Below are 19,584 nucleotides of genomic sequence, written 5' to 3'. Positions count from 1 at the left end.
ATTTCATTCTTGCATAATCCATCTCTCACCCCCCCTACGCTTTTTCGATGCGGCATAGACCAGTTTTTGTCTCTGGAATTTGCGTCATAATGTCATAGCCGTAACCAACCACTGTGTTAGCCGACTCACCTGTTGCGTAAGGTTTTGTACCTATTGGATAGTTTGCACTTAAATCTTTACCTTGGAATTTACCCATATAGTGGAATGGTAAGAAGACCGTTTTTTCATCCACGGTACGTGAGAATTTTGCTTTCACGTGAATACGCGTTCCCTCAACACCATAAACCCAAACCATCTCTCCATCGCGAATGCCAAGGCTTAACGCTGTATTTGGATGAATGTCTACGAACATATCGGGGTTAAGCTTTGCAAGATGCTTAGAAGCTCTCGTCTCTGCACCCGCTCCACTGTGCGTTACCAAACGACCTGTAATCATAATGAGTGGGAACTCTTTCGTGTAATCTTGTCTGGTTTGTGCGGAGATATACTGCGTATCAACCCTAAAGTGATCTTTTTTATCAGGATACGTTGGATACGCTTTTGCCATCTCAGGACTATAGGAATGAATAGGCTCTCTGTGCATAGGAATTTGATCTGGGAAATTCCACGCTTTGGCTCTCGCTTTACCATTACCATACGGAGTCAATCCTAAAGCAAGACCTTTTTTGATGAGAATTCCACTTAAATCGGTCGCAAAGTTTTTACCTGCAACAATCACTTTTTCTTCTTCGCTAAATGTTGCACCTGCTTTTTCAAGCATTTCAAGCGTCAATGGTCCGTAACCTTTTGCAATAGCAGAACCTATTGGTGCACTGCCCTCACCCGCTAGAAGGCTGACGCCATCTTTTTCAAGTCCCCAGTTAAGTCTAAAGCCCATACCGCCATCACTGACTGGTTTATTGACGTTATACAAAATTGGGCTACCGCTGTGGGTTTCATTCCAACATGGCCATGGAAGTCCATAGTATTCGCCTTTCATCGGTCCCATTCCAGCGATACTGACCTCTTCAAACATATGCCAATTTTCTTGATGTTTTTTAAGACGTTCTGGTGTATGTCCACCCATACCGATAGAGCGAATACCACGTGCAATTTCACGTGTCGCATCTTCTGGCCATTCAAATTTACCGTTACCATCGCCTAATGCTTTGGTGTACTCATCGTAGAAACCTAAACGTTTTGCCAATTCGAACATAATATCGTGGTCTGTTTTACACTCGTATTGAGGTTCAACAACTTTGCTTCTCCATTGAACGTTACGGCCTGTTGCTGTTACCGAACCACTGGTTTCAAACTGAGTCGCAACCGGAAGGATAAAGAGGTTATCTTTACGATCGGTCAAAATAGCGGCATCATTGATGAATGGGTCTGTAATGACAAGAAGCTCAACTTTATCAAGTCCTTTTTTGACCTCTTGAAGTTGCGCGGTAGACGTAATACCACACCCCATAACGACAAGGGCTTTTAGGTCTGTTCCAGCATTATACGTCTGCTCATTTTGAGTCACACCTGAAGACCAACGAGCCAATGTAAAGCCTGACTTATTCATCATCTCTGGCGCTTTGAAACGGTTTTTGATGTAATCAGGTTCAACTTTCCAAACACGTGAGAAATGTGCCCATGCTGGATTTTCCAAACCATAATAGCCAGGAAGTGTTTCAGAAGAACAGCCCATATCAGAAGCACCTTGAACGTTATCATGACCTCGTAGAATGTTACAACCGCCACCTTCAACACCCATATTGCCAAGAATCATCTGTAAAATTGGTCCAACGCGAGTGTTACTTGTACCAATACTGTGTTGTGTCCAACCCATTGTCCACACTAAACATCCCGGTTTTGTACTTGCAAAACTTTTGGTCACTTGGTAAAGCTCTTCTTCACTCACACCTGTCACTTTTGAAACGACATCAGGCGTCCATTTTTCAGACTCTTTGAAAATATCTTCATAGCCATAAACGCGGTCTTGTAAATATTTTTTATCTTCCCAACCGTTTTTCAAAATCAAATGAATCATTCCGTAAATAAACGCAATGTCGGTACCTGAACGTAAACGTACGTACATGTCCGCTTTCGCCGCTGTTTTTGTAAAGCGAGGTTCAACGACAATCAACTTTGTGTTGTTACGCTCTTTCGCTTTTAAAAAGTGTTGAAAACCAACAGGATGCGCAACTGCAGGGTTTGCACCCATGATAAGTACTGCTTTAGAGTTTTGAATGTCACCGAGTTGGTTTGTCATCGCACCATAACCAAAGGTATTCGCAACACCTGTTACGGTTGAACTGTGACAAAGCCTTGCTTGGTGATCGATGTTGTTTGTACCGTAAAATGCAGCAAATTTACGAAGATAGTACGCTTGCTCGTTGCTCATTTTAGCCGAACCTAAGAACATAGACGCATCGGGGCCATGTTTTTCACGAATGGCTTTAAGTTGTGTACCAATTTTAGTGTATGCATCTTCCCATGAGATACGTTTCCACAGACCATTCACTTTTTCCATTGGGTATTTTAGGCGTACATCAGAGCGGATCATATCGATCATGCCTGCGCCCTTACAGCAATGTCCACCAAGACTAAGTGGGTGATCCCCAGCCACTTCTTGACGAACCCAAACACCATTATGTACTTCTGCTACAACGCCACAACCGACTGAACAGACATTACAAATTGTTTTGACCAATTTTGAACCAGGAAATGGGTTTTTAACCTCTTCCTCTGTGGCCGCGCGTGTTACTTGCTCACTGGCAAATCCAGCCGTTGCGCCAAAAGCACCAGCGATCGCTGCCATTTTAAGGAAACTTCTTCTTCCTACTTTTGCATTTAATGCAGTTATTATTTCACTCATTCATTCCTCCTTTACTACAGAGCAGACTTATAATAGTCTTCCCAGACTTGCGTTTTTTTGTAAGTAATCTCTCTTTTTTTAGATTTACCTACGACAACACCACCTGAAACGACGGGCATTTTTTCAGCTGAAGCCAATGGTGAAACACCTATAGCTGCAACAGCTGAACCTAGCACAGCAGTTTTGAGGAAACTGCGACGCATCTTTGTCATACACTCCTCCTTGGATCGTATGTTTTACATCTAAATATAGTTTACATGTAAAAAATTAAGCATTCCAAATCTCTTTCGGTCATTGAAAATGCACCTAAGAGTGACGTTAATGATAAAGGGGGAAACACAGAGGTATAAAAGAAGGAACGCGAAATATGCGTTATTATAGGCCTTCATCGATACGTATGTATGCTTAACACGTAAGCACATATCATGAACAACACGTTATAAATTACCATTTAGTAAACGATGGTTTACCAAACTATGAAAATGTAACATAGAAATATTAATTTATTTGTATAAGGAAAAATGTAGTTTATAAACTTAAAAATCACTTAAATATGCAAATTAAGCATATCGCTTGAAGGTGAAGAAGCTCAGAAGGGGTGTTCAAAGAGCTATACAAACTCTTTGAACACGTTTGCCTCTAAAGTATTTTAGAAACTATAACGCGCATTAGCGTAATAACTTCGACCCTCTTGAGGATAGCCGTAGCTATAGTAGTAGTCTTTATCAAACATATTTTTCACGCCAACAGCTAATTCCAGTGCTTTAACTGGTCGATAGGCTACTTTTAAATCCATTAAGAAAAAATCTGGACTTTGATATTGGCTATAAATAGCTTCGCCTCTCATATATCGCTCACTTTCGTAACGAAACTGTGGAATAATATCAACTGTTGCAATCGGTGAATATTTCAGACGTCCAACAACACTGTGTTTTGGAATATCTGTAACATAGGGATTGACTGGATTATCCTTAATATCTGCATCAATATAAGTGTATGAAAGGCTACTTGTTAAAGATTCAGCCCAATACGAATCTAACGATACTTCTATACCTTTATGTTCTTCTTTTCCAATATTTTGACTTTGGCTACATTTGCCGCTTGTGCAAACACCCGCAACATTTGGAACGCTTACGGATGCAATATAATCATCCGATTCTGATAGAAAAAAAGCTACATGAGCGACTTGGGTATCACCTAATTTTTGGTCAACACCCAGTTCATAATTTATAGAGTGTTCTGTTTTTAACTCTGGATTAGGAACATAATTACCCATTTTTGTTGAGTATCTATCTTTTAATGTAGGTATATTACTTTTTTTCGCAATACTGCCATATAAGGTTGTTGCATCACTTAGTTTATAGTAAAGAGCTGTTTCTGGGTTGAATGCATCAGTGTCATAATGAGGAAATTCTTTAATTGGTAAGCCAGATGCATTGCTATTTCGATATTGAGCTTCATCAATTTTATTTTTATCATAAGACGCTCCTACTATCCATGTGATCTGATCTGTAACTTTTAATGAATACTCTAATCCATAAGATATGGTGGTTCCTTCTGCCTTAATATCAACTCCAGGATAGCCAGAATCAATGTCTTTATGATAATCTTTTTTTTCAGTGACAGATAATTTTAACATTTGAGCATCTGTCAATTTCAAATCTAACTCAATATTTCCACCTAATGTATAATCATCGTATTCGGACACGGTTGTTATTGCAGTACTTGTCGAAGGTAAATCATTATACCAATTGATTTTATTGTTAAACTCATCCCTATACCAACGCGATTTGACCATAATTGCATCATTAATCGCTGTCTTCGTTAAAAAATAATAACTTGTTTTATCCCAATCTGGCCAAGACCAATGACGTGTATATGGGCTTTTATTACTTGGATAAAAAGGTGTTGCCGCATCAGCAAAATAAGGTTGCCCTTTTTCACCACGTTGCGCAATATAATTAAATGCATATTCGTCTGTGTCGTTTGGAGTATAGCCTACTTTGATATTTATTTTTTTATCTTTAGAATCTGAATTTTCGCGTTTACCACCATTTTCATTACCTGCTGCGGTATAGTCATTAGAGAGCTTAAAATAATCTCTTTCATAATTAGAAACTGAGATTAATCCATAGTATTTACCCTGATTGGTCGCCATCGTCAAGTACTCTTCTTGACCATTGCCACTAAAAACACCTGCGCCTATTTCACCTTCAAACTCTTTGGTAGGTTTTTTTGTAATAAGGTTTACAGCTCCACCCATTGTATTTGCTCCATACATCGGTGAAACATAGCCTTTTGAAACCTCAATTTCACTTATATCATATGTTGTAAAACGACTTAAGTCCGTTGTTTTATCGTACGGTACATAAACTGGTATACCATCCACATAAACAGGTACACGACTTTGTTTAAAGCCACGTATACGTACTCCAGTATCATTTCTTGCACCTGTTTGCTCTATATATGTACCAGGAATACTCTCTAAAGCTTGTGCAACAGTTTTGCTCTCTGTATCTTTGATTGTTTGCGCATCAACAGATTGTGTCGTATGATTTGCACTAATATCTTTTGATTCACTTACCTCAATTTTTCCTAACTCAAATGTCTCACCCATCAACACGGATGCAGTAATCAATGAGAGTGCCAAGCCAAAGCTAACCTTCTGTTTCATTCTTTTTCTCCTTTTAAATGTTTGCCCAAATCATTGTGTTTTATTTTATATAACGATGAATATGCCCTACCCAAAACAGATGCCACGACCTCCTAATATTTAGTATGAACAAACGATGGAATACACACAGGATAACCACATGTCGTCTGTTTGAGTCTGATAGTCGTATGGTAAAGCTCATTAATCAACTCTTCGGTAATGGTTTGATGTGTCATTCCATGCGCCAAAACTTGACCCTCTTTCAGTGCATAGGTGTAACCTCCCAGCATCAAAGCGTGCTCAGGAAAATGGGTTGATTTTAAAAACGTGTAGCCTTCGTTGGAAAGTGTCATAATCGTCTCTAAAAGACGAAGCTGATTGCCATAGTCTAACCCTGAAACAGGCTCATCCATGACCAAGATCTTCGCACCTTGTGCTAAAGACCTTGCGATTAAAACCAACTGTTTTTCACCACCACTAAGTGTTTGAAAGGTACGTTTTTCTAAATGCACAATGCCCAGACGTTCCATCGCTGCACGTGCTAAGTCTCTATCTTTTTGGTTTGGCTTTTGAAACCATGACTCAAAAGCAATACGCCCCATCACCACAATATCCAGTGCACAAAATGCAAATGCAACTTGCGTGCTTTGCGGCACATAACTTACCTGCAAAGCACGCTCTTTCATAGAATAACTCTGTAAGGGCTTTCCTTTTAAAATCACTTCACCACTTTTAGGGCTTAAAAGTCCTAAAAAAAGTTTCATAAGCGTACTTTTACCCGTTCCATTCGCTCCTAAAAGTGAAACGATACTTCCCTCTTCAATCGTAATGTTAATGCCTTGCAAAATGGGCGTATTGTCGTAGGAAAAATGAAGATTTTGAGCGCTGTAAAAACTCATGCGAACCCTTTTTTCGCATTGCGAAGTGCAAATACAAAGATGGGAATACCAATCAGTGATGTCGCAATACCTATAGGAATTTCAATGCTCATAGACGTACGGCATAACGTATCGACGATGATTAAAAATGTAGCCCCTAAAAGAGCGCACATGGGAAGGAGAACACGGTTATCGGCTCCCACTAAAAAGCGTGCAATATGCGGTATGATGAGCCCTACCCAACCGATCATCCCCGCAACAACAACGGTGAGCGTACTAAGCAATGTTGCCAGTAAAATGGCACTGTTGCGCACCCAAGCGACACGAACTCCTAAAGCTTTGGCATCTTCATCCCCAAGGCTTAAGACATTAAGATATTTACCCATGAGAGACAATACCACCGTGCTTACAAGTAGCGGTAACGCAACACTCGCAACCATCTTCATATCGACCGAACTAAAAGAGCCCATCAACCAGTAGACAATGGTCGGAAGTTTGTTGTACGGATCGGCGACAAATTTGACAACGGAGAGCAGTGCTGAAAAGAGTGAGCTAGAGATGACGCCCCCTAAAACCAAAAGAATGGTCTGTGAGCCATTTCGTCCGTAAATTTTGGCGACGCCAAGAGCCACCAAAACTGCTACAAAGCCAAAAGAAAAAGCCAAGAGTTGCACCCCTAGCCAATTTTTGGAGATCATAATGCCCAGTGCTGCCCCAAAAGAGGCACCTGCTAGAACCCCCAAAATTCCGGGAGAGACCAAGGGGTTTACAAACATCGCTTGAAAGGCTCCTCCTGAAACAGAAAGTGCCGCTCCCACAAGGACAACAGCTAAGATGCGTGGCAAGCGAATGTCAAAAACGATGTTTGAAAGAAGAGTAACATCGTGTGGTGCAGTGCCGATGTTTAGGGCTTTCCATAACAGTAACTGCGTCAAGGTGCTAAGATCAATCTCATAGCGACCAAGAGCTAAAGAGATCAGCGAGCTTGCTGCAAGAGCGATGATAATAACCCCAAAAAGAAACGAATTTTTCATACACGACCTAAAATGTGGTTAATCTGTTGCTCGGTGAGATCAATGTTTAAAAAGAGTTTGTAAAACTCCTTCATCTCTTGGGTAAATTGGTTTGCATCAGGCGCATTGTAAAGGACATGAGTGAGCCAACGCACACCTAAGAGTCTCATAAACGAAGGAGGCCTGTCAATCCAATTAAACGGCACTTTAGGCACTAAAAAAATCTTTCCCTCACGAACTGCTTTAATAGAGTTCCACCGAGAGTCACTTTTCACTTTGTCAAAAAACTCTTTCTCTTGTGCAATGATGACATCAGGGTTGTACAAAATCACCTGCTCTAAAGAGACTTTTTCAAGCCCAAGTCCGCTTTTTGTCGAGCATAAATGAGGGTTGATACCACCCGCAAATTTGATCGCTTCATAGTGAAAGGACTGGTCACACTCAGTCGCTAACCCATCTGCACCCTCTGCGTAGTAAACAACGGAGCGTTTATTGGCAACTGTTTTGACAATCGCTTGTGTCTTCTCAAGCGCAGCGGTTGCATAGGCTGAGAGAATTTTAGCGCGAGGCTGTTTTCCTAAAATATCGCCAAAGAAGAGATACGCTTTTGGCAAACTCTCGACACTTTCAAGATCAACACTGATGCTAGGAATTTTGCTACTCTCAAACAGATACTCCGCAAGTCCAACGGAAGCGTCGTTATTCCACAAAAAGACGACATCAGGATGCAACGAAAGCAGTGTTTCGCGGTTCATGCTGTTCCCTCCCCCTTGAAGTCCACCGACAATAGGGAGTGCCATAAATTTTTGATCAAGCATATTGGAAGACTCATTATTACCACGAGCATGGTTAAAGTTAAGCCCTACAATTAAAGATGGATCAATCGTGTAAAGCATATACGTTGAGGGAGGTGACGTGCCAAACACTTTGGTGATATGCTCAGGAATTTCAACCTTTTTACCGCTCATATCTACAATCTCGCGGGCATAAAGCGTTGCGAGTAAACACAAAAGCACACATATTATTTTTTTCATACCAATTCCTTTTTCTTTTCACAATAAGGACGTATTTTTTCATTAAACGCGTCTAAAAGTGCTCTATTTTCAAGTAGATCAACGCCTAATAATTTAAGCGTTATGGTGACATTACAAAGACGTTTTTCAATCTCTTTGATCTTATCTATACATGTTTTTTCATCGCCAATAATGCCACAGTCAAAAAATTTCTGCCCATCAAAAAAGGTGTTTCGCTCGGCGATAAGTTGTTCATATTTGCTTTTATCAAAATGGGGTGATTTGTGAAATGATGAGGCTGCGCGCATTGACTTCGCAAAATGGTCTATCGCAGGACGTGCCTTAACATAGGCTTCATCATTACTCTTAGCAACATAAAAAGTACGCAAAAGGACAATCTGGGGTTTAACGCCAGCAATGGCTTCATACGCATGACTCACACGCTCACACTCATCCAAATCCACGCCTTGTGAGAGCATTAATCCAAAACCTCTTTTTGCAGCAAAGGCTATCGTTTCATCCGATGCAAAGGTTGCAATAAACGTTGGTATATTGGCTTGTAAAGGTTTTGGTTCAATATCTACCTCAGAAAAATCAATGTAATCACCCTTAAAACCAACGGGCGGATTCTTTACATGTAAAAGCTGAGTAACAGCATCCACACACTCGAACATCATCGGACGGAGGTGTTCTACCGTGACATTAAAATGCTTTGAATCAGGTGCAAAAGCGCCTTTTGCAAAGCCTAAATTCACCCTACCTTTACTTAAAATATCAAGCATAGCTACCTCTTCGGCTAGGCGAATTGCATCGTAAAAAGGAGCTAAAAATCCTGCGCATCCAATTCTGACATGCTTTGTTCTAGCACTGGCATACGCTAGAAGCAGAGTAGGAGAGGAACAGATACTAAAGTCATTAAAGTGATGTTCACCTATCCAAACTTCATCAAAATGCATGGCATCTACATGTTCAATCAGTTTGAGCTGATTTTCAATCGCTTGGTTGGCATTAATATTGAAGCGCTCAAAGAGGCAAAATATTCCCCATTTCATACGATGCCAAACTCCTTTTTCATATCTTCATACAAAAAGCGTTTTGCAGGAGTGCTATGGCTTTGTTTATTGATCATGCGCAGAGAGAAAGGCTCTATCCAGTTCCAAAACTCCTTGATCAATGCTTTGGGAAAATAAAGGTCGTGCAGGGTTTGTTTGTATGCCATAAGCCACACAGCTCTTGCCTCATCATCAATCACAAAAGGAGCGTGTGTGCGACATAGTGCTGGCGGACCATAACTAAATGTGTAGACTTTTTCCCCACCAAGTGCCTCAATCATAAAATGGCTCGCTTTAGAAACACCCTCTAAAAAATGAGATTCATCCGTTGGATACATATGCGCTATACTGCTTTTTTGCAACAGACGATGGTGATGCAAAACAATTTTAGCGATTGTATCAATGCCCACTTTTGCTAAAAAATTAGACGATGGAAATATAATCGGAGGAAGGGGTGTTTTGAGATTGAAATTGCTCCATTTTAGGCTTTCATTCTTTTTGATAGCAACGGGTTTATGCAGAAAATGGTGACCATTATACATGAAATTTCCTTACGATTTAAGCTTAAAAACAACGGGTATCACAATCTCTAAATTCTCTTTAGGAGGCAAGTCAAAGGGCAAAGCTTCTAAGACGGCATCAATGGCATTGCGATCCAAAACGACTTTTCCACTTGACTTTGCAATCTTAATAGAAGAGGCATCTACCATACCATTTGCATGGATTAAAAACTGCACCACTGCCTCACCTTCCAATCCCATTTTTTTAGCCATAGAGGGGTAATGTAAGCTCTCTTGAATTTTGTGCCTCACTTTGGCAAGATACGAAGAGAGTAAATCATCGCTTTGACGAGAAGACGGCACAGAAGCTTTTTCTTGGACTTGAGTGGATGAAGGAATGTCTACTGTTTGTTCTGTAAAAGACTCACTGGTTGTTGGTGATGGTGTCGTGCTAGGCTCTTTTATGGACTTTTGAATGGGGTTAGCTTTAACGAACTCTTTTTGCACTTTTTTTTCAGGTTTTTTCTCTACGATAGGTTCAGATTTAAGAGGGACTTCAGGTTTTACTTCATTCGTAAGAGGCATAGGTTTTGGCTCATCTAAAAAGCTTACCTGTGTTACCACAAACTCGCGCAAGGCAGGTTTTGGAATCGCCATACTTCCCATAAAAAGAGCATACGCAATCAGTACATGCAAAGAAAGGCTACCCAGTGTGGCAAATGCAAAATGAGATGTTTTCATGGGGTCACTCTTGCTGTTTGAATGGCAAAGGTACTGATGTGATTCTTTTTACAGATATCAATTACTTTGACTACATATTCAAACGGTGTTTTAGCGTCACTGCGAATTACTATATGAGGATCACTCTGATTAATCTGTGCAACCTTAGTATCTAAATCTTCCATTGAAATAATGACATCGTCATAATAGAGCTCACCCGATTCACTCAGTGAAAGAGTGATAGGTTTAACATCATCTTTACGATTCTCAGAAGAAGTTGCTTGTGGTAGATTGAGCGGAATTTTACCTTGCGTTACAAATGTGGCGGTTACCATAAAAATGACCAAAATTACCAAGATAATATCTACAAAAGGGGTCATGTTGATCTCGGCAATATCACTTTCATACGTAGGGTTACGCCTCATCTAAAAGTGCCTCTTTCAGCGTTAATATGACTTTGAGACGTCTGAGGAAATAGTTGTAGGCAATGACACAGGGAATAGCTACAAACAATCCAGTAGCCGTTGCAATCAACGCTTCAGATATACCTTGCATAATAGGCTGAACATCAAATGCGTTACTAGAGCCTATTGTGTGAAATGCTTGAATAATACCCAAAACGGTTCCAAAAAGCCCTATAAAAGGAGCATTGTTTCCAAACGTTGCTAAAATACCAAGGCGTGCCTCTAAGCTTAAACGCAATGTATAATAATCCATCGTTTTATAGGTTGTTCCAATCTGTGCAAAAACAAATGCTCGCTCGATCATCACTCCAACCGCTATCACACTCATAGTAACCAATACCCAAAGTACGGGATCAATCCCTAGAAGAGCAAACGATAAAAGTTTTTCACTGAGCATTTTTTCTCCTTAAATAGCAAAACAATAAACCCCTCTTGCTCAATCGATATATACTGCACATACATAACGACTGAGCTAAAAAGAGCAGACAACAAGAAACAAAAAGCATTATATCGCAATATATTTATAAATACAACGTAAAATATGTGCCTTAGCTTACTTTTATGTTTAAAAAATAGGCACTGTATTTTCTTGCCCCCCCATTCAAAAAATACTTCATACGGCTTTTGTGCTATACTTATTTTCAATTATTCCATATTAAACACATAGGAAAAGTATGTTAGAAGCACGACTTTGGATGAAAAAAAGCGATAAAAACTATCTTGGTAAAGGGCGCATTGAGCTTTTAGAGCACATTCGTCAGTATGGCTCTATCCACGCTGCAGCCAAAGCAATGAAGATGAGCTATAAAGCTGCTTGGGACTCTGTTGATGCCATGAACAACCTCTCAGATATACCGTTGGTCGAGAAAAAAAACGGTGGAAAAGGTGGGGGAGGAACTTTATTAACTGCTAAAGGTGAAGAGGTTATTAAAGCATTTCATAACTTACAAGCAAAGCACCAACAATTTTTAGATCTTTTTGCAAACAGTGACGATCTTCTCACGATTGTTCAAACACTCAGTCGTCTCTCTTTAAAACTCAGTGCTCGCAATCAACTCATAGGAACTATCAGCGCTATTAGTGAAGATGCCGTTAATGTTTCAATTGAACTGACGATAAAAGCAGCTGATAAAATTTACTCAAGCATCACAAAAAGCAGCTACCAAGAACTAGGACTTCGCCTTGGTGAGAGCGCAATTTCTATCATCAAAGCCAGCTCTGTTTTACTCTCCAAAACAAAACCTACTGTTGCCTGTGAAAACCTCTTAAAAGGTAAAATTATCCAAATTCTAAGTGATACATCAAACACCGAAGTCACCTTGGAACTTGAAAGTAAAAGTACCATCACGGCTACGATTGCCAATGAATCTTTTGAGCCTTTAGGATTAAAAATCAATGAAGAAGCCTATGCTTTTTTCAAAGCATCGAATGTTATTTTAGGCGTTTAATGTACATTTAACAGCCTTCCCTCATTGTCATATCCACCTCATTCAACGCATCCATATGTCAAATTTTGATTAAATATTAGCCATTTATTTGAATAAAAAACATCCTGAAAACTCATTTCATGCTCTTTTACTCTTGAAAAGCACTATTTTTCCTGCTACCATTATATTTTTATTTATATAATGTATTAATTTAAAAATTATTACATATTTTAATAGTACAAGGAGACAATATGCCCGTAGTGATTGATGGTGTTAAAGTACAACTGTTTAGTGAATGTGATCCAAATGCCCCGTTTCCTCAAACAGATGAGAACCCAAGGCGTACTCCTCCAAAGATAGACATAATCTATCCAGAAGTCTTTTTCCCTTCCAACAAAACCTATCTGGCCATAGGCGAAGCCAAAATTCGTGAAGTGGTTAAAATTCACCATGATCTCGTACGTAAAAGCAAAATTGGTCATCTCTACCCACAAGATGATGCCACTTTTATCGCAGCTACAACCAAAATCGAAGACTTTTTTGTGCAAATGCTAGGAGGAGCTAATCTTTACACTTCCAAACAAGGTCACCCAAAACTGAGAGATCGCCACTTCCCATTTGAAGTCAATGAAACAGGACGTGACATCTGGCTCATGTGTTTTAAAAAAGCACTCAAACAGACACATATTTCCAAAGAGCTCTTACCCGAAATTTGGAACTGGGTTGAGTCTATCTCAATGCGTATGGTCAATAGACGAACCAGTATGGAAATGCTCAAACGTTATCCTTACGAGAGTATTCAACACTATTTTGATGCATAACTATCTTTACATGTAACAACAAATCCCAAAGGAATTTAGAATGAAGAATACCCCGCTTTCATGGATCGCCACCATCAGTTTTTGCTCTGTTTCTGCCTTCGCAGCGCAAAGTATTCTCTTAGAACCTGTTGCTGTTGAAGGAGAGAAAGAGCCTTCAACTCCACTCACTCTGCGTGATACAAAGACTCCTATTAAAGTAGAAGAGAGTGCAAGTCAGCCTACAACGCTCAATGAAGCGCTTAAAAACGAGTTTTTTATAAGCTACAAAAAAGCAGGTGACTACAATTCCGAACCTTACATTAGAGGGCGAGGTGTTAATGGTGTACCAATTTATTTAGAAGGGATGCGCATCAATGCAGCACATCCAGATTCTACGAGCATTTTTAATATGATAGATGCGGAAGAAGTTGATGTTTACAGAGGTGCCAATGGAGCAAATGTTGGCATGGGAGCAATGAACGGTGCTGTTGTTGTCAAATTTAAAGAACCAAAATTTAGTGCTACAGATGAATTCCAAGCATCAAGTTTCATCAGTGCAAAAACATCGCTTTTTTCTGAAACAGGCTATACCACGGCTATTGGAACGACCCTTTATAATCAATTCATCAACCTCTCAGTAAGTGGCAGTGTCAACGAGAACAATAACTACAAAAATGGCGCAGGGGATGAAGTACTACACTCTGATTCCGATAGTAAACATTACAATATTGCTACAGCTGTCAAAACAGGCGATGATAGCTATATTTATGGTCGTTTTATGCGCGATAAAAGTAGTTCAGGCGATCCCCTTTCTCGCTATCAACAAAGTGGTATCTGGTACTATACCGATCATCCTAATGATGATGCAAAAAGCTATTTTGTAGGCTTTAAAAAAGGTGAATGGTATGGTTTGAGTGACATTGATTTTCAAATCTTTAAAAACGATCTGCATTACAATGTCAATACCAATAAAGAAGCGAATACCCCCAATAATCAAGAGCTTTTTAGAGAAAGCAATACCAAAGGGGCTAAACTTTCTGCCAAAAAAGAGCTAGATGAACACCAAACACTCTCACTTACAACAACCTACTCAAAAATGGAAATTACCAATGGTGTGCGAAATTGGTCTGGTTCTGCGTGGGGTAGCTGGATGAATGCCTTTGGTATTAAAGGTGGCGATTACACCGATCTTGGCATACAATTGTCGGATGATATTAAATACGATAAAGCATTCTATACCCTTGCTGTTGGCTACGATAATGTTAAACGTAATGTTGCATCGAATGTAAATACAACCGCTTTAACAGCCTATATTCCTAGCGCACTTTCCGATACTATTCAAAAAATAAACACAGATGAACGTGACAATCTTCTCTCATTTAGTGCTAAAGCGGGTTATGAAATTTCACCTGCCTTCATACCGTACATTAAACTTTCCAATGCAGAACGAACCCCTTATTTCAATGAAGCATATGGCAACAACCCAAGCAATGGTACACAAATTCCTAACCAAACGTTGGAAAATGAAAAAGTATGGGGTATAGATGTAGGGCTAGATGGTAAATATGATCGCTTTTACTACACCTCTGCGCTTTATTATCAACGTTACTCGAACTATATTGAACTGATTCAAACAGCTTACAAAACAAAAGTAGTTCCATCTCGTCCAATTAAACAATACACCAATCTTGATGATGCCTACATATATGGTGCAGAAGCAATGCTAGGGTATGGTCTTGGCAATGATCTTTTTGCCGAAGCCTCTTATCTCTACACTTATGGACAAAATGAAGACGCCAACACACCACTCGCTTTTATTGCCCCTCAAAAATTGACTCTATCGTTAGCACAAAAGCGTAATAAAGGGTTAAGTTGGAGAGTCGAAGAGGTATTTGTTGACGATCAAAGCCGTGTCTCTATCGTTAATGGTGAAATAGCAACACCGGGATATTCTCTTACCAATGCTTCGATTAGCTATGGCTTCTCAAAAGTGGGCGTTTTGAAAAATGCTGTACTCAGCTTTGAATTGAATAATATTTTTGATAAATCATACCGAGAGCATCTTGATAAAGTCTCTTCAACAGCATGGTATTTACCTGACAATCCTGGTATCAATGGTGTACTTTCTCTCAAAGCAAACTTTTAAAAGGAGATATGATGCGCCACTCTTGGATTCTTTTTTTATTTCTCTTTAGCTCACTTTGTGCAAATGAGTCACGAACATTTTTGGACATTAACAATAAGCCTGTTGTTCTTCCTGAAAATATCACTCGTATTTATGGCTCGGCTCCACCGATTAGTTTTATGCTCTATGTCATTGATGATACAAAACTTATCGGTGTGAATTTTCCACAAACCAATCAAGACAACGCCAACGGCGACAAATTTTTAACAAAACATTTTATGAGTCTCCCCATTTTAGGTGGTTGGCATGGCAACAATATCCCTAATTTAGAGGCAATATTAAGTGCTAAACCTGAAGTGATTGTCACATGGGACACCGCACTTCTCAATGAAAAAACCGCTAAAGATTTAGCACGCATTAACATCCCTGCTCTTAAAGTAAACATTGATGATTCGCGCAATTACCCAGAGGTGTTTCGCTATCTTGGTAAAGTGATGCATAAAGAGGAGCGTGCTAATCAACTCGCGACTATGGCACAAAACTATTTAGATGAGCTCAAAAATTTTGTAGCAAGCATTCCTGAGAAAGAGCGCACGAAAGTCTATTACGCAGAGGGTGATTTTGGGCTTCAAACGGAGTGTGACATCTCGTTTCACTCTGAGCCTTTAACGCTCGCGGGGGGAAACTTAGTCCACAAATGTGTTCAAAACAGCATTATCGGGCTTCAAGAAGTAAGCTTTGAGCAAGTCATAACCTACAATCCTGATGTTATTATCGTTCAAAATCCTACCTTTTATAAAATAGTTTTTGAAGATAAAAAATGGGCAATGCTCAAAGCGGTTCAAAACAAAAGAGTTTACTTAGTCCCAAAATCGCCTTTTAACTGGACGGACAGGCCGCCTTCTTTTATGCGTATTATTGGGGCACATTGGATTGCAAGTAAGCTTTATCCGACACGCTATCCATATAAGATTCAAGAAAAAGTAAGAGCGTTTTACCAACTCTTTTTTGGTGTCGTACTCAGTGACGAGGATCTAAAAACTTATTTTTCATTAGAGTTTTAGACACGCTTTTAGAGCAAAGCTCTAAAAAAGCTACGCTAATGCTAAGTTCTCTTTGGCAGAGCGCCCGCGCACCTTTGGTGCTTTTATATATAGGAAAGGAATTGTTATGATTTGCCCAATTTGCGAGAGAAGATGCAGTGTTGAAGAAAAAGGCATAGGTGCTTGTGGACGCTATGCCTGCCAAGAGCAAACGATGGTTGAGCGTTTTCCAAATACCTATCTTGTTGTCGCACCCATTTCGGCTGAAACGATGCCCGTACTTCATTTTCATCCACGCGCCAAATTTTTACAGATTAGTACCACTGGGTGCAATTTTGACTGTTTAGGCTGTATCTCAACAGTTGTCGCTAAAGAGATGGATGTCCAAAGCAGTGCACTTAAAAAATTATCGCCTAGGCAGATTATCAACAAAGCTTTAGAGCAAAAGTGCAATGGCATCGCTTTTTTAATGAACGACCCCCTCGCCTCCTTTTACACCTTTCTTGAAATTTGCACGCTTGCCAAAGAGTGCGGGCTGCTTACTGGCTGTTCGACCAATGGTTATTTTACGCCCGAATCTCTTGATCTGCTCGCCCCTCATTTAGACTTTGTCAACATTGGGCTCAAAGGGTTGTGCAATGATGTTTACCGTAGTTGTGGTGCGAACAGTTACAAACCCGTTTTACGCAATATCGAACTGTTTTACCGTAAAGGCGTTCACGTTGAAGTAGCCTGTATTCATAAAAAAGACAACGAAGAAGAGGTCTTAGCGATCGCTGAGACTTTGGCGCATATCTCTAAAGAGATTCCTCTTCAAATCATGCGGTTTATTCCTATTGACGATGCCAGCATTAGCCTTGAGCCTTCCATTTTAGCCTCTGAGAAGCTTTATAAAAAGCTCGTATCGCATCTTGATTATGTCTATCTTTTCAACTCACCAGGCTCAGAGTGCCTGAACACCTACTGCCCCGAGTGTGGAGCACTCATTTTTGAGCGAGATTTCTACGGTCCTATGGGCTCAAAATTAAGAACGATTAGCCACAATTATCAGAATAATACTTGCTCACACTGCCATCATTTACTCCCTATTGTAGGAGAGCCTCGCACGAAAATGTTTGATGAAGATGGTTTTGAAGGCGGTTACCCACTTACCAGAGCTTTGGAGATTGTCGAAGGCACACTCGCAACGCTTGGCGTCAAAGAGCAAAAGGATGTCACCGCTTGTTGGGAAGAACTTTTAAAAAATGATGGTTTGAAAAAGTTACATGTAAGCATTCAAAACTTTGACGATTATGCACGTACCATTGAGTATCTTGCCAAAATGACACATCAAGAACATACGGCTGAAAAACTACTGGCTTATATGCGAGAAAAAATTGCCATCATTACACAAGAGTTGCCAAAGATTCAGACCAAACCACGGGTATATTATGTCATGGGTAAGCCCTTGTTTGCCCTTGAAGATGAGCGCCTTGAAAATCAATTGGTCGAGATGGCTGGTGGTATGAGTATCAACAAAACCCTGAATCTCAAAGGAAGACCAGGGCGAAAAATTTCGGTTCAAACACTCAACGAACTCAATCCAGATGTTATTTTTATTTCGTCATTTTTGGATTGCCCGTTGGATGAGTTTTACACCTTTTGTGAAGAGCAAGGCATTGTTGTCAATGCAATTGCACATAAACGCATCTATACGCACCTTGCACCTTGCTTTGATTTTGGGAGCCCAAGATGGATTTTAGGTTTAATGCACATTGCAAACATGCTGCATCCTGAGCTGTATCATTTTGATGTTTTACACGAAGCAAAATGTTTCTATCAGGAGTTTTATGAGAGCGAATTAAATATTGCTTCTATTAACCGCTCCTTTGCAAAACCAAGCCAATACCATACAATGATTCAAATTTAACCAACGCTCTCTTGTATATGTGGTTAAATTTCGTTATAGTTTCATGTATATAACGATTTAAAGGATACTTCAATGGAACCTACTTTTAACTTTTGGGACAATATGGCGAAGCGTTACCCACGCTTTAACGATACAACAATGAGCAAAGATGTCAATCACATCTTAAACTGGTGCCAAAATAAAAATGTTTCCTTTGAGGGTGCTTCTATTTTGGATATTGGTGCAGGAACGGGAACTATCGCCATTCCTTTGGCACTAAAGGGTGCACAAGTAACTGCTATGGATATCTCAGAGGGTATGCTAGCAGCTCTTAATGAAGATGCCAAAGAGCACGGACTTAGTGCTAAGGTTTCTACACACCAAAGCGATTGGGATTCATTTCCATTAAACCAAAAATATGACATTGTTATCGCTTCAATGACACCTGCTATTAGTGATCTACAAAAAATTGAAAAAATGCTTGGAGCAACTACGGGATTAGGTATTTATGTCGGCTGGGGAAAATACCGTATCAATAAACTGGTTGAAGCACTGGTAAAAGCACATACACTTGAAGAAGAGGATTGTGCATCCGCAGGCTGTATCAAAGCTAATCAATTTATTGAGATTTTAAAAGAGAAAAACATTCCATTTGAGAGCGATTTTTTTGAAACTTCATGGATCGATACCTACACTTTTGATGAGGCAAAAGAGTATGCCTATGATCAGCTAAAACGCAAAGAGATATCACCAAATGAAGAGATTGTCGAATCTATTTTAGTATCGTTTCTAAAGGACGATAAAGTACACGTAACCACAGAAGCCGAAAAAGGGATGGTTTTGTGGAACGTCGCTTAAAATAAAATGCCCTACTTTAGGGCATTTCTTCTTTGTTTTATTCTTTGATAAGTAAAACACTTACCGCTTTAACAACCACTTTTACTTTATCGCCTTCTTTGAGTCCCATCTCTTCGATAGATTCCATAGTCATAACAGAGCTCATTTTGTTAGCGATGATCTCACCCACATCGACTTGGCACATTACTTCACCTTTTTTAATCTTTGTAACCGTTGCAGTAATCTCATTTCTAGCGCCGTATTTCATGGTAAAGCTCCTTGGAATTAAAGATAGCAAAATGCTACTCCAAAGCCTTATAGTCTGT

The 19,584-nt window shown here is 39.8% G+C and carries 18 protein-coding genes; 6 read left to right on the top strand and 12 right to left on the bottom strand.

Annotated elements, in window-relative coordinates; translation table 11 throughout:
- Positions 1 to 34 precede the first annotated feature (34 nt).
- From V7Q04_RS10620 to V7Q04_RS10570, 11 genes are all read right to left on the bottom strand, one after another.
- Positions 35 to 2,845 carry a molybdopterin-dependent oxidoreductase gene (locus V7Q04_RS10620; protein ID WP_333805058.1) on the bottom strand — a complete coding sequence of 937 codons (2,811 nt, stop codon included), beginning with the start codon at positions 2,843 to 2,845 and terminating at the stop codon, positions 35 to 37.
- Between the two features lie 14 nt (positions 2,846 to 2,859).
- On the bottom strand, positions 2,860 to 3,057 hold the full coding sequence (locus V7Q04_RS10615; protein ID WP_333805057.1) for a Tat pathway signal protein: 198 nt from the start codon (positions 3,055 to 3,057) through the stop codon (positions 2,860 to 2,862).
- A 437-nt stretch (positions 3,058 to 3,494) separates the two neighbouring features.
- Positions 3,495 to 5,519 carry a TonB-dependent receptor plug domain-containing protein gene (locus V7Q04_RS10610; protein ID WP_333805056.1) on the bottom strand — a complete coding sequence of 675 codons (2,025 nt, stop codon included), beginning with the start codon at positions 5,517 to 5,519 and terminating at the stop codon, positions 3,495 to 3,497.
- A gap of 92 nt (positions 5,520 to 5,611) precedes the next feature.
- Entirely contained in the window at positions 5,612 to 6,397 is a 786-nt protein-coding gene (locus V7Q04_RS10605; RefSeq protein ID WP_333805055.1) for an ABC transporter ATP-binding protein, read from the bottom strand.
- The gene (locus tag V7Q04_RS10600) at positions 6,394 to 7,410 is read right to left on the bottom strand and encodes a FecCD family ABC transporter permease (RefSeq protein WP_333805054.1); all 1,017 of its coding nucleotides are present in this window, start codon (positions 7,408 to 7,410) and stop codon (positions 6,394 to 6,396) included. Before V7Q04_RS10600 ends, V7Q04_RS10605 begins: the two co-directional genes overlap by 4 nt.
- On the bottom strand, positions 7,407 to 8,423 hold the full coding sequence (locus V7Q04_RS10595) for an ABC transporter substrate-binding protein (protein WP_333805052.1): 1,017 nt from the start codon (positions 8,421 to 8,423) through the stop codon (positions 7,407 to 7,409). The genes V7Q04_RS10600 and V7Q04_RS10595 overlap by 4 nt, the downstream gene beginning before the upstream one ends.
- On the bottom strand, positions 8,420 to 9,454 hold the full coding sequence (locus tag V7Q04_RS10590) for an LLM class flavin-dependent oxidoreductase (RefSeq protein ID WP_333805051.1): 1,035 nt from the start codon (positions 9,452 to 9,454) through the stop codon (positions 8,420 to 8,422). The genes V7Q04_RS10595 and V7Q04_RS10590 overlap by 4 nt, the downstream gene beginning before the upstream one ends.
- Positions 9,451 to 9,996 carry a globin domain-containing protein gene (locus V7Q04_RS10585; protein WP_333805050.1) on the bottom strand — a complete coding sequence of 182 codons (546 nt, stop codon included), beginning with the start codon at positions 9,994 to 9,996 and terminating at the stop codon, positions 9,451 to 9,453. The genes V7Q04_RS10590 and V7Q04_RS10585 overlap by 4 nt, the downstream gene beginning before the upstream one ends.
- Before the next feature lie 9 nt (positions 9,997 to 10,005).
- Entirely contained in the window at positions 10,006 to 10,695 is a 690-nt protein-coding gene (locus tag V7Q04_RS10580) for an energy transducer TonB (RefSeq protein WP_333805049.1), read from the bottom strand.
- Entirely contained in the window at positions 10,692 to 11,099 is a 408-nt protein-coding gene (locus V7Q04_RS10575; RefSeq protein WP_333805048.1) for an ExbD/TolR family protein, read from the bottom strand. The genes V7Q04_RS10580 and V7Q04_RS10575 overlap by 4 nt, the downstream gene beginning before the upstream one ends.
- Positions 11,089 to 11,535, bottom strand: a complete 447-nt coding sequence (locus tag V7Q04_RS10570; RefSeq protein WP_333805047.1) for a MotA/TolQ/ExbB proton channel family protein — start codon at positions 11,533 to 11,535, stop codon at positions 11,089 to 11,091. The genes V7Q04_RS10575 and V7Q04_RS10570 overlap by 11 nt, the downstream gene beginning before the upstream one ends.
- Positions 11,536 to 11,812: 277 nt before the next feature.
- On the opposite strand from V7Q04_RS10570, the gene V7Q04_RS10565 reads away from it, so the two are divergent.
- The 6 genes from V7Q04_RS10565 to V7Q04_RS10540 all read left to right on the top strand — a co-directional run bounded on the left by V7Q04_RS10565 (position 11,813) and on the right by V7Q04_RS10540 (position 19,279).
- Positions 11,813 to 12,586 (top strand): TOBE domain-containing protein, encoded by a 774-nt coding sequence (locus V7Q04_RS10565; RefSeq protein ID WP_333805046.1) that lies wholly within the window; start codon positions 11,813 to 11,815, stop codon positions 12,584 to 12,586.
- A 230-nt stretch (positions 12,587 to 12,816) separates the two neighbouring features.
- Positions 12,817 to 13,386 carry a globin domain-containing protein gene (locus V7Q04_RS10560; protein ID WP_333805044.1) on the top strand — a complete coding sequence of 190 codons (570 nt, stop codon included), beginning with the start codon at positions 12,817 to 12,819 and terminating at the stop codon, positions 13,384 to 13,386.
- Positions 13,387 to 13,426: 40 nt separating this feature from the next.
- Positions 13,427 to 15,511 carry a TonB-dependent receptor gene (locus V7Q04_RS10555; RefSeq protein WP_333805042.1) on the top strand — a complete coding sequence of 695 codons (2,085 nt, stop codon included), beginning with the start codon at positions 13,427 to 13,429 and terminating at the stop codon, positions 15,509 to 15,511.
- An 11-nt stretch (positions 15,512 to 15,522) separates the two neighbouring features.
- Positions 15,523 to 16,554, top strand: a complete 1,032-nt coding sequence (locus tag V7Q04_RS10550; protein ID WP_333805040.1) for an ABC transporter substrate-binding protein — start codon at positions 15,523 to 15,525, stop codon at positions 16,552 to 16,554.
- Positions 16,555 to 16,660: 106 nt separating this feature from the next.
- Entirely contained in the window at positions 16,661 to 18,442 is a 1,782-nt protein-coding gene (locus tag V7Q04_RS10545) for a radical SAM protein (protein WP_333805039.1), read from the top strand.
- A gap of 72 nt (positions 18,443 to 18,514) precedes the next feature.
- Positions 18,515 to 19,279 carry a class I SAM-dependent methyltransferase gene (locus V7Q04_RS10540; RefSeq protein WP_333805038.1) on the top strand — a complete coding sequence of 255 codons (765 nt, stop codon included), beginning with the start codon at positions 18,515 to 18,517 and terminating at the stop codon, positions 19,277 to 19,279.
- A gap of 37 nt (positions 19,280 to 19,316) precedes the next feature.
- Here V7Q04_RS10540 and V7Q04_RS10535 read toward each other — a convergent pair whose 3' ends face one another.
- Positions 19,317 to 19,526 (bottom strand): TOBE domain-containing protein, encoded by a 210-nt coding sequence (locus tag V7Q04_RS10535; protein WP_333805037.1) that lies wholly within the window; start codon positions 19,524 to 19,526, stop codon positions 19,317 to 19,319.
- Positions 19,527 to 19,584 lie beyond the last annotated feature (58 nt).

The sequence above is a fragment of the Sulfurospirillum sp. genome, from assembly GCF_036802865.1.
In the GTDB taxonomy this organism is placed as follows: Bacteria; Campylobacterota; Campylobacteria; order Campylobacterales; family Sulfurospirillaceae; genus Sulfurospirillum.
This window is presented reverse-complemented; position numbering and strand designations above follow the sequence as displayed.

Coding starts and splice junctions, on each gene's coding strand:
- V7Q04_RS10620 (WP_333805058.1), bottom strand. CDS start 2,845: ATGAGTGAAATAATAACTGCATTAAATGCAAAAGTAGGAAGAAGAAGT.
- V7Q04_RS10605 (WP_333805055.1), bottom strand. CDS start 6,397: ATGAGTTTTTACAGCGCTCAAAATCTTCATTTTTCCTACGACAATACG.
- V7Q04_RS10595 (WP_333805052.1), bottom strand. CDS start 8,423: ATGAAAAAAATAATATGTGTGCTTTTGTGTTTACTCGCAACGCTTTAT.
- V7Q04_RS10555 (WP_333805042.1), top strand. CDS start 13,427: ATGAAGAATACCCCGCTTTCATGGATCGCCACCATCAGTTTTTGCTCT.
- V7Q04_RS10560 (WP_333805044.1), top strand. CDS start 12,817: ATGCCCGTAGTGATTGATGGTGTTAAAGTACAACTGTTTAGTGAATGT.
- V7Q04_RS10535 (WP_333805037.1), bottom strand. CDS start 19,526: ATGAAATACGGCGCTAGAAATGAGATTACTGCAACGGTTACAAAGATT.
- V7Q04_RS10570 (WP_333805047.1), bottom strand. CDS start 11,535: ATGCTCAGTGAAAAACTTTTATCGTTTGCTCTTCTAGGGATTGATCCC.
- V7Q04_RS10610 (WP_333805056.1), bottom strand. CDS start 5,519: ATGAAACAGAAGGTTAGCTTTGGCTTGGCACTCTCATTGATTACTGCA.
- V7Q04_RS10565 (WP_333805046.1), top strand. CDS start 11,813: ATGTTAGAAGCACGACTTTGGATGAAAAAAAGCGATAAAAACTATCTT.
- V7Q04_RS10580 (WP_333805049.1), bottom strand. CDS start 10,695: ATGAAAACATCTCATTTTGCATTTGCCACACTGGGTAGCCTTTCTTTG.
- V7Q04_RS10600 (WP_333805054.1), bottom strand. CDS start 7,410: ATGAAAAATTCGTTTCTTTTTGGGGTTATTATCATCGCTCTTGCAGCA.
- V7Q04_RS10545 (WP_333805039.1), top strand. CDS start 16,661: ATGATTTGCCCAATTTGCGAGAGAAGATGCAGTGTTGAAGAAAAAGGC.
- V7Q04_RS10615 (WP_333805057.1), bottom strand. CDS start 3,057: ATGACAAAGATGCGTCGCAGTTTCCTCAAAACTGCTGTGCTAGGTTCA.
- V7Q04_RS10540 (WP_333805038.1), top strand. CDS start 18,515: ATGGAACCTACTTTTAACTTTTGGGACAATATGGCGAAGCGTTACCCA.
- V7Q04_RS10575 (WP_333805048.1), bottom strand. CDS start 11,099: ATGAGGCGTAACCCTACGTATGAAAGTGATATTGCCGAGATCAACATG.
- V7Q04_RS10550 (WP_333805040.1), top strand. CDS start 15,523: ATGCGCCACTCTTGGATTCTTTTTTTATTTCTCTTTAGCTCACTTTGT.
- V7Q04_RS10585 (WP_333805050.1), bottom strand. CDS start 9,996: ATGTATAATGGTCACCATTTTCTGCATAAACCCGTTGCTATCAAAAAG.
- V7Q04_RS10590 (WP_333805051.1), bottom strand. CDS start 9,454: ATGAAATGGGGAATATTTTGCCTCTTTGAGCGCTTCAATATTAATGCC.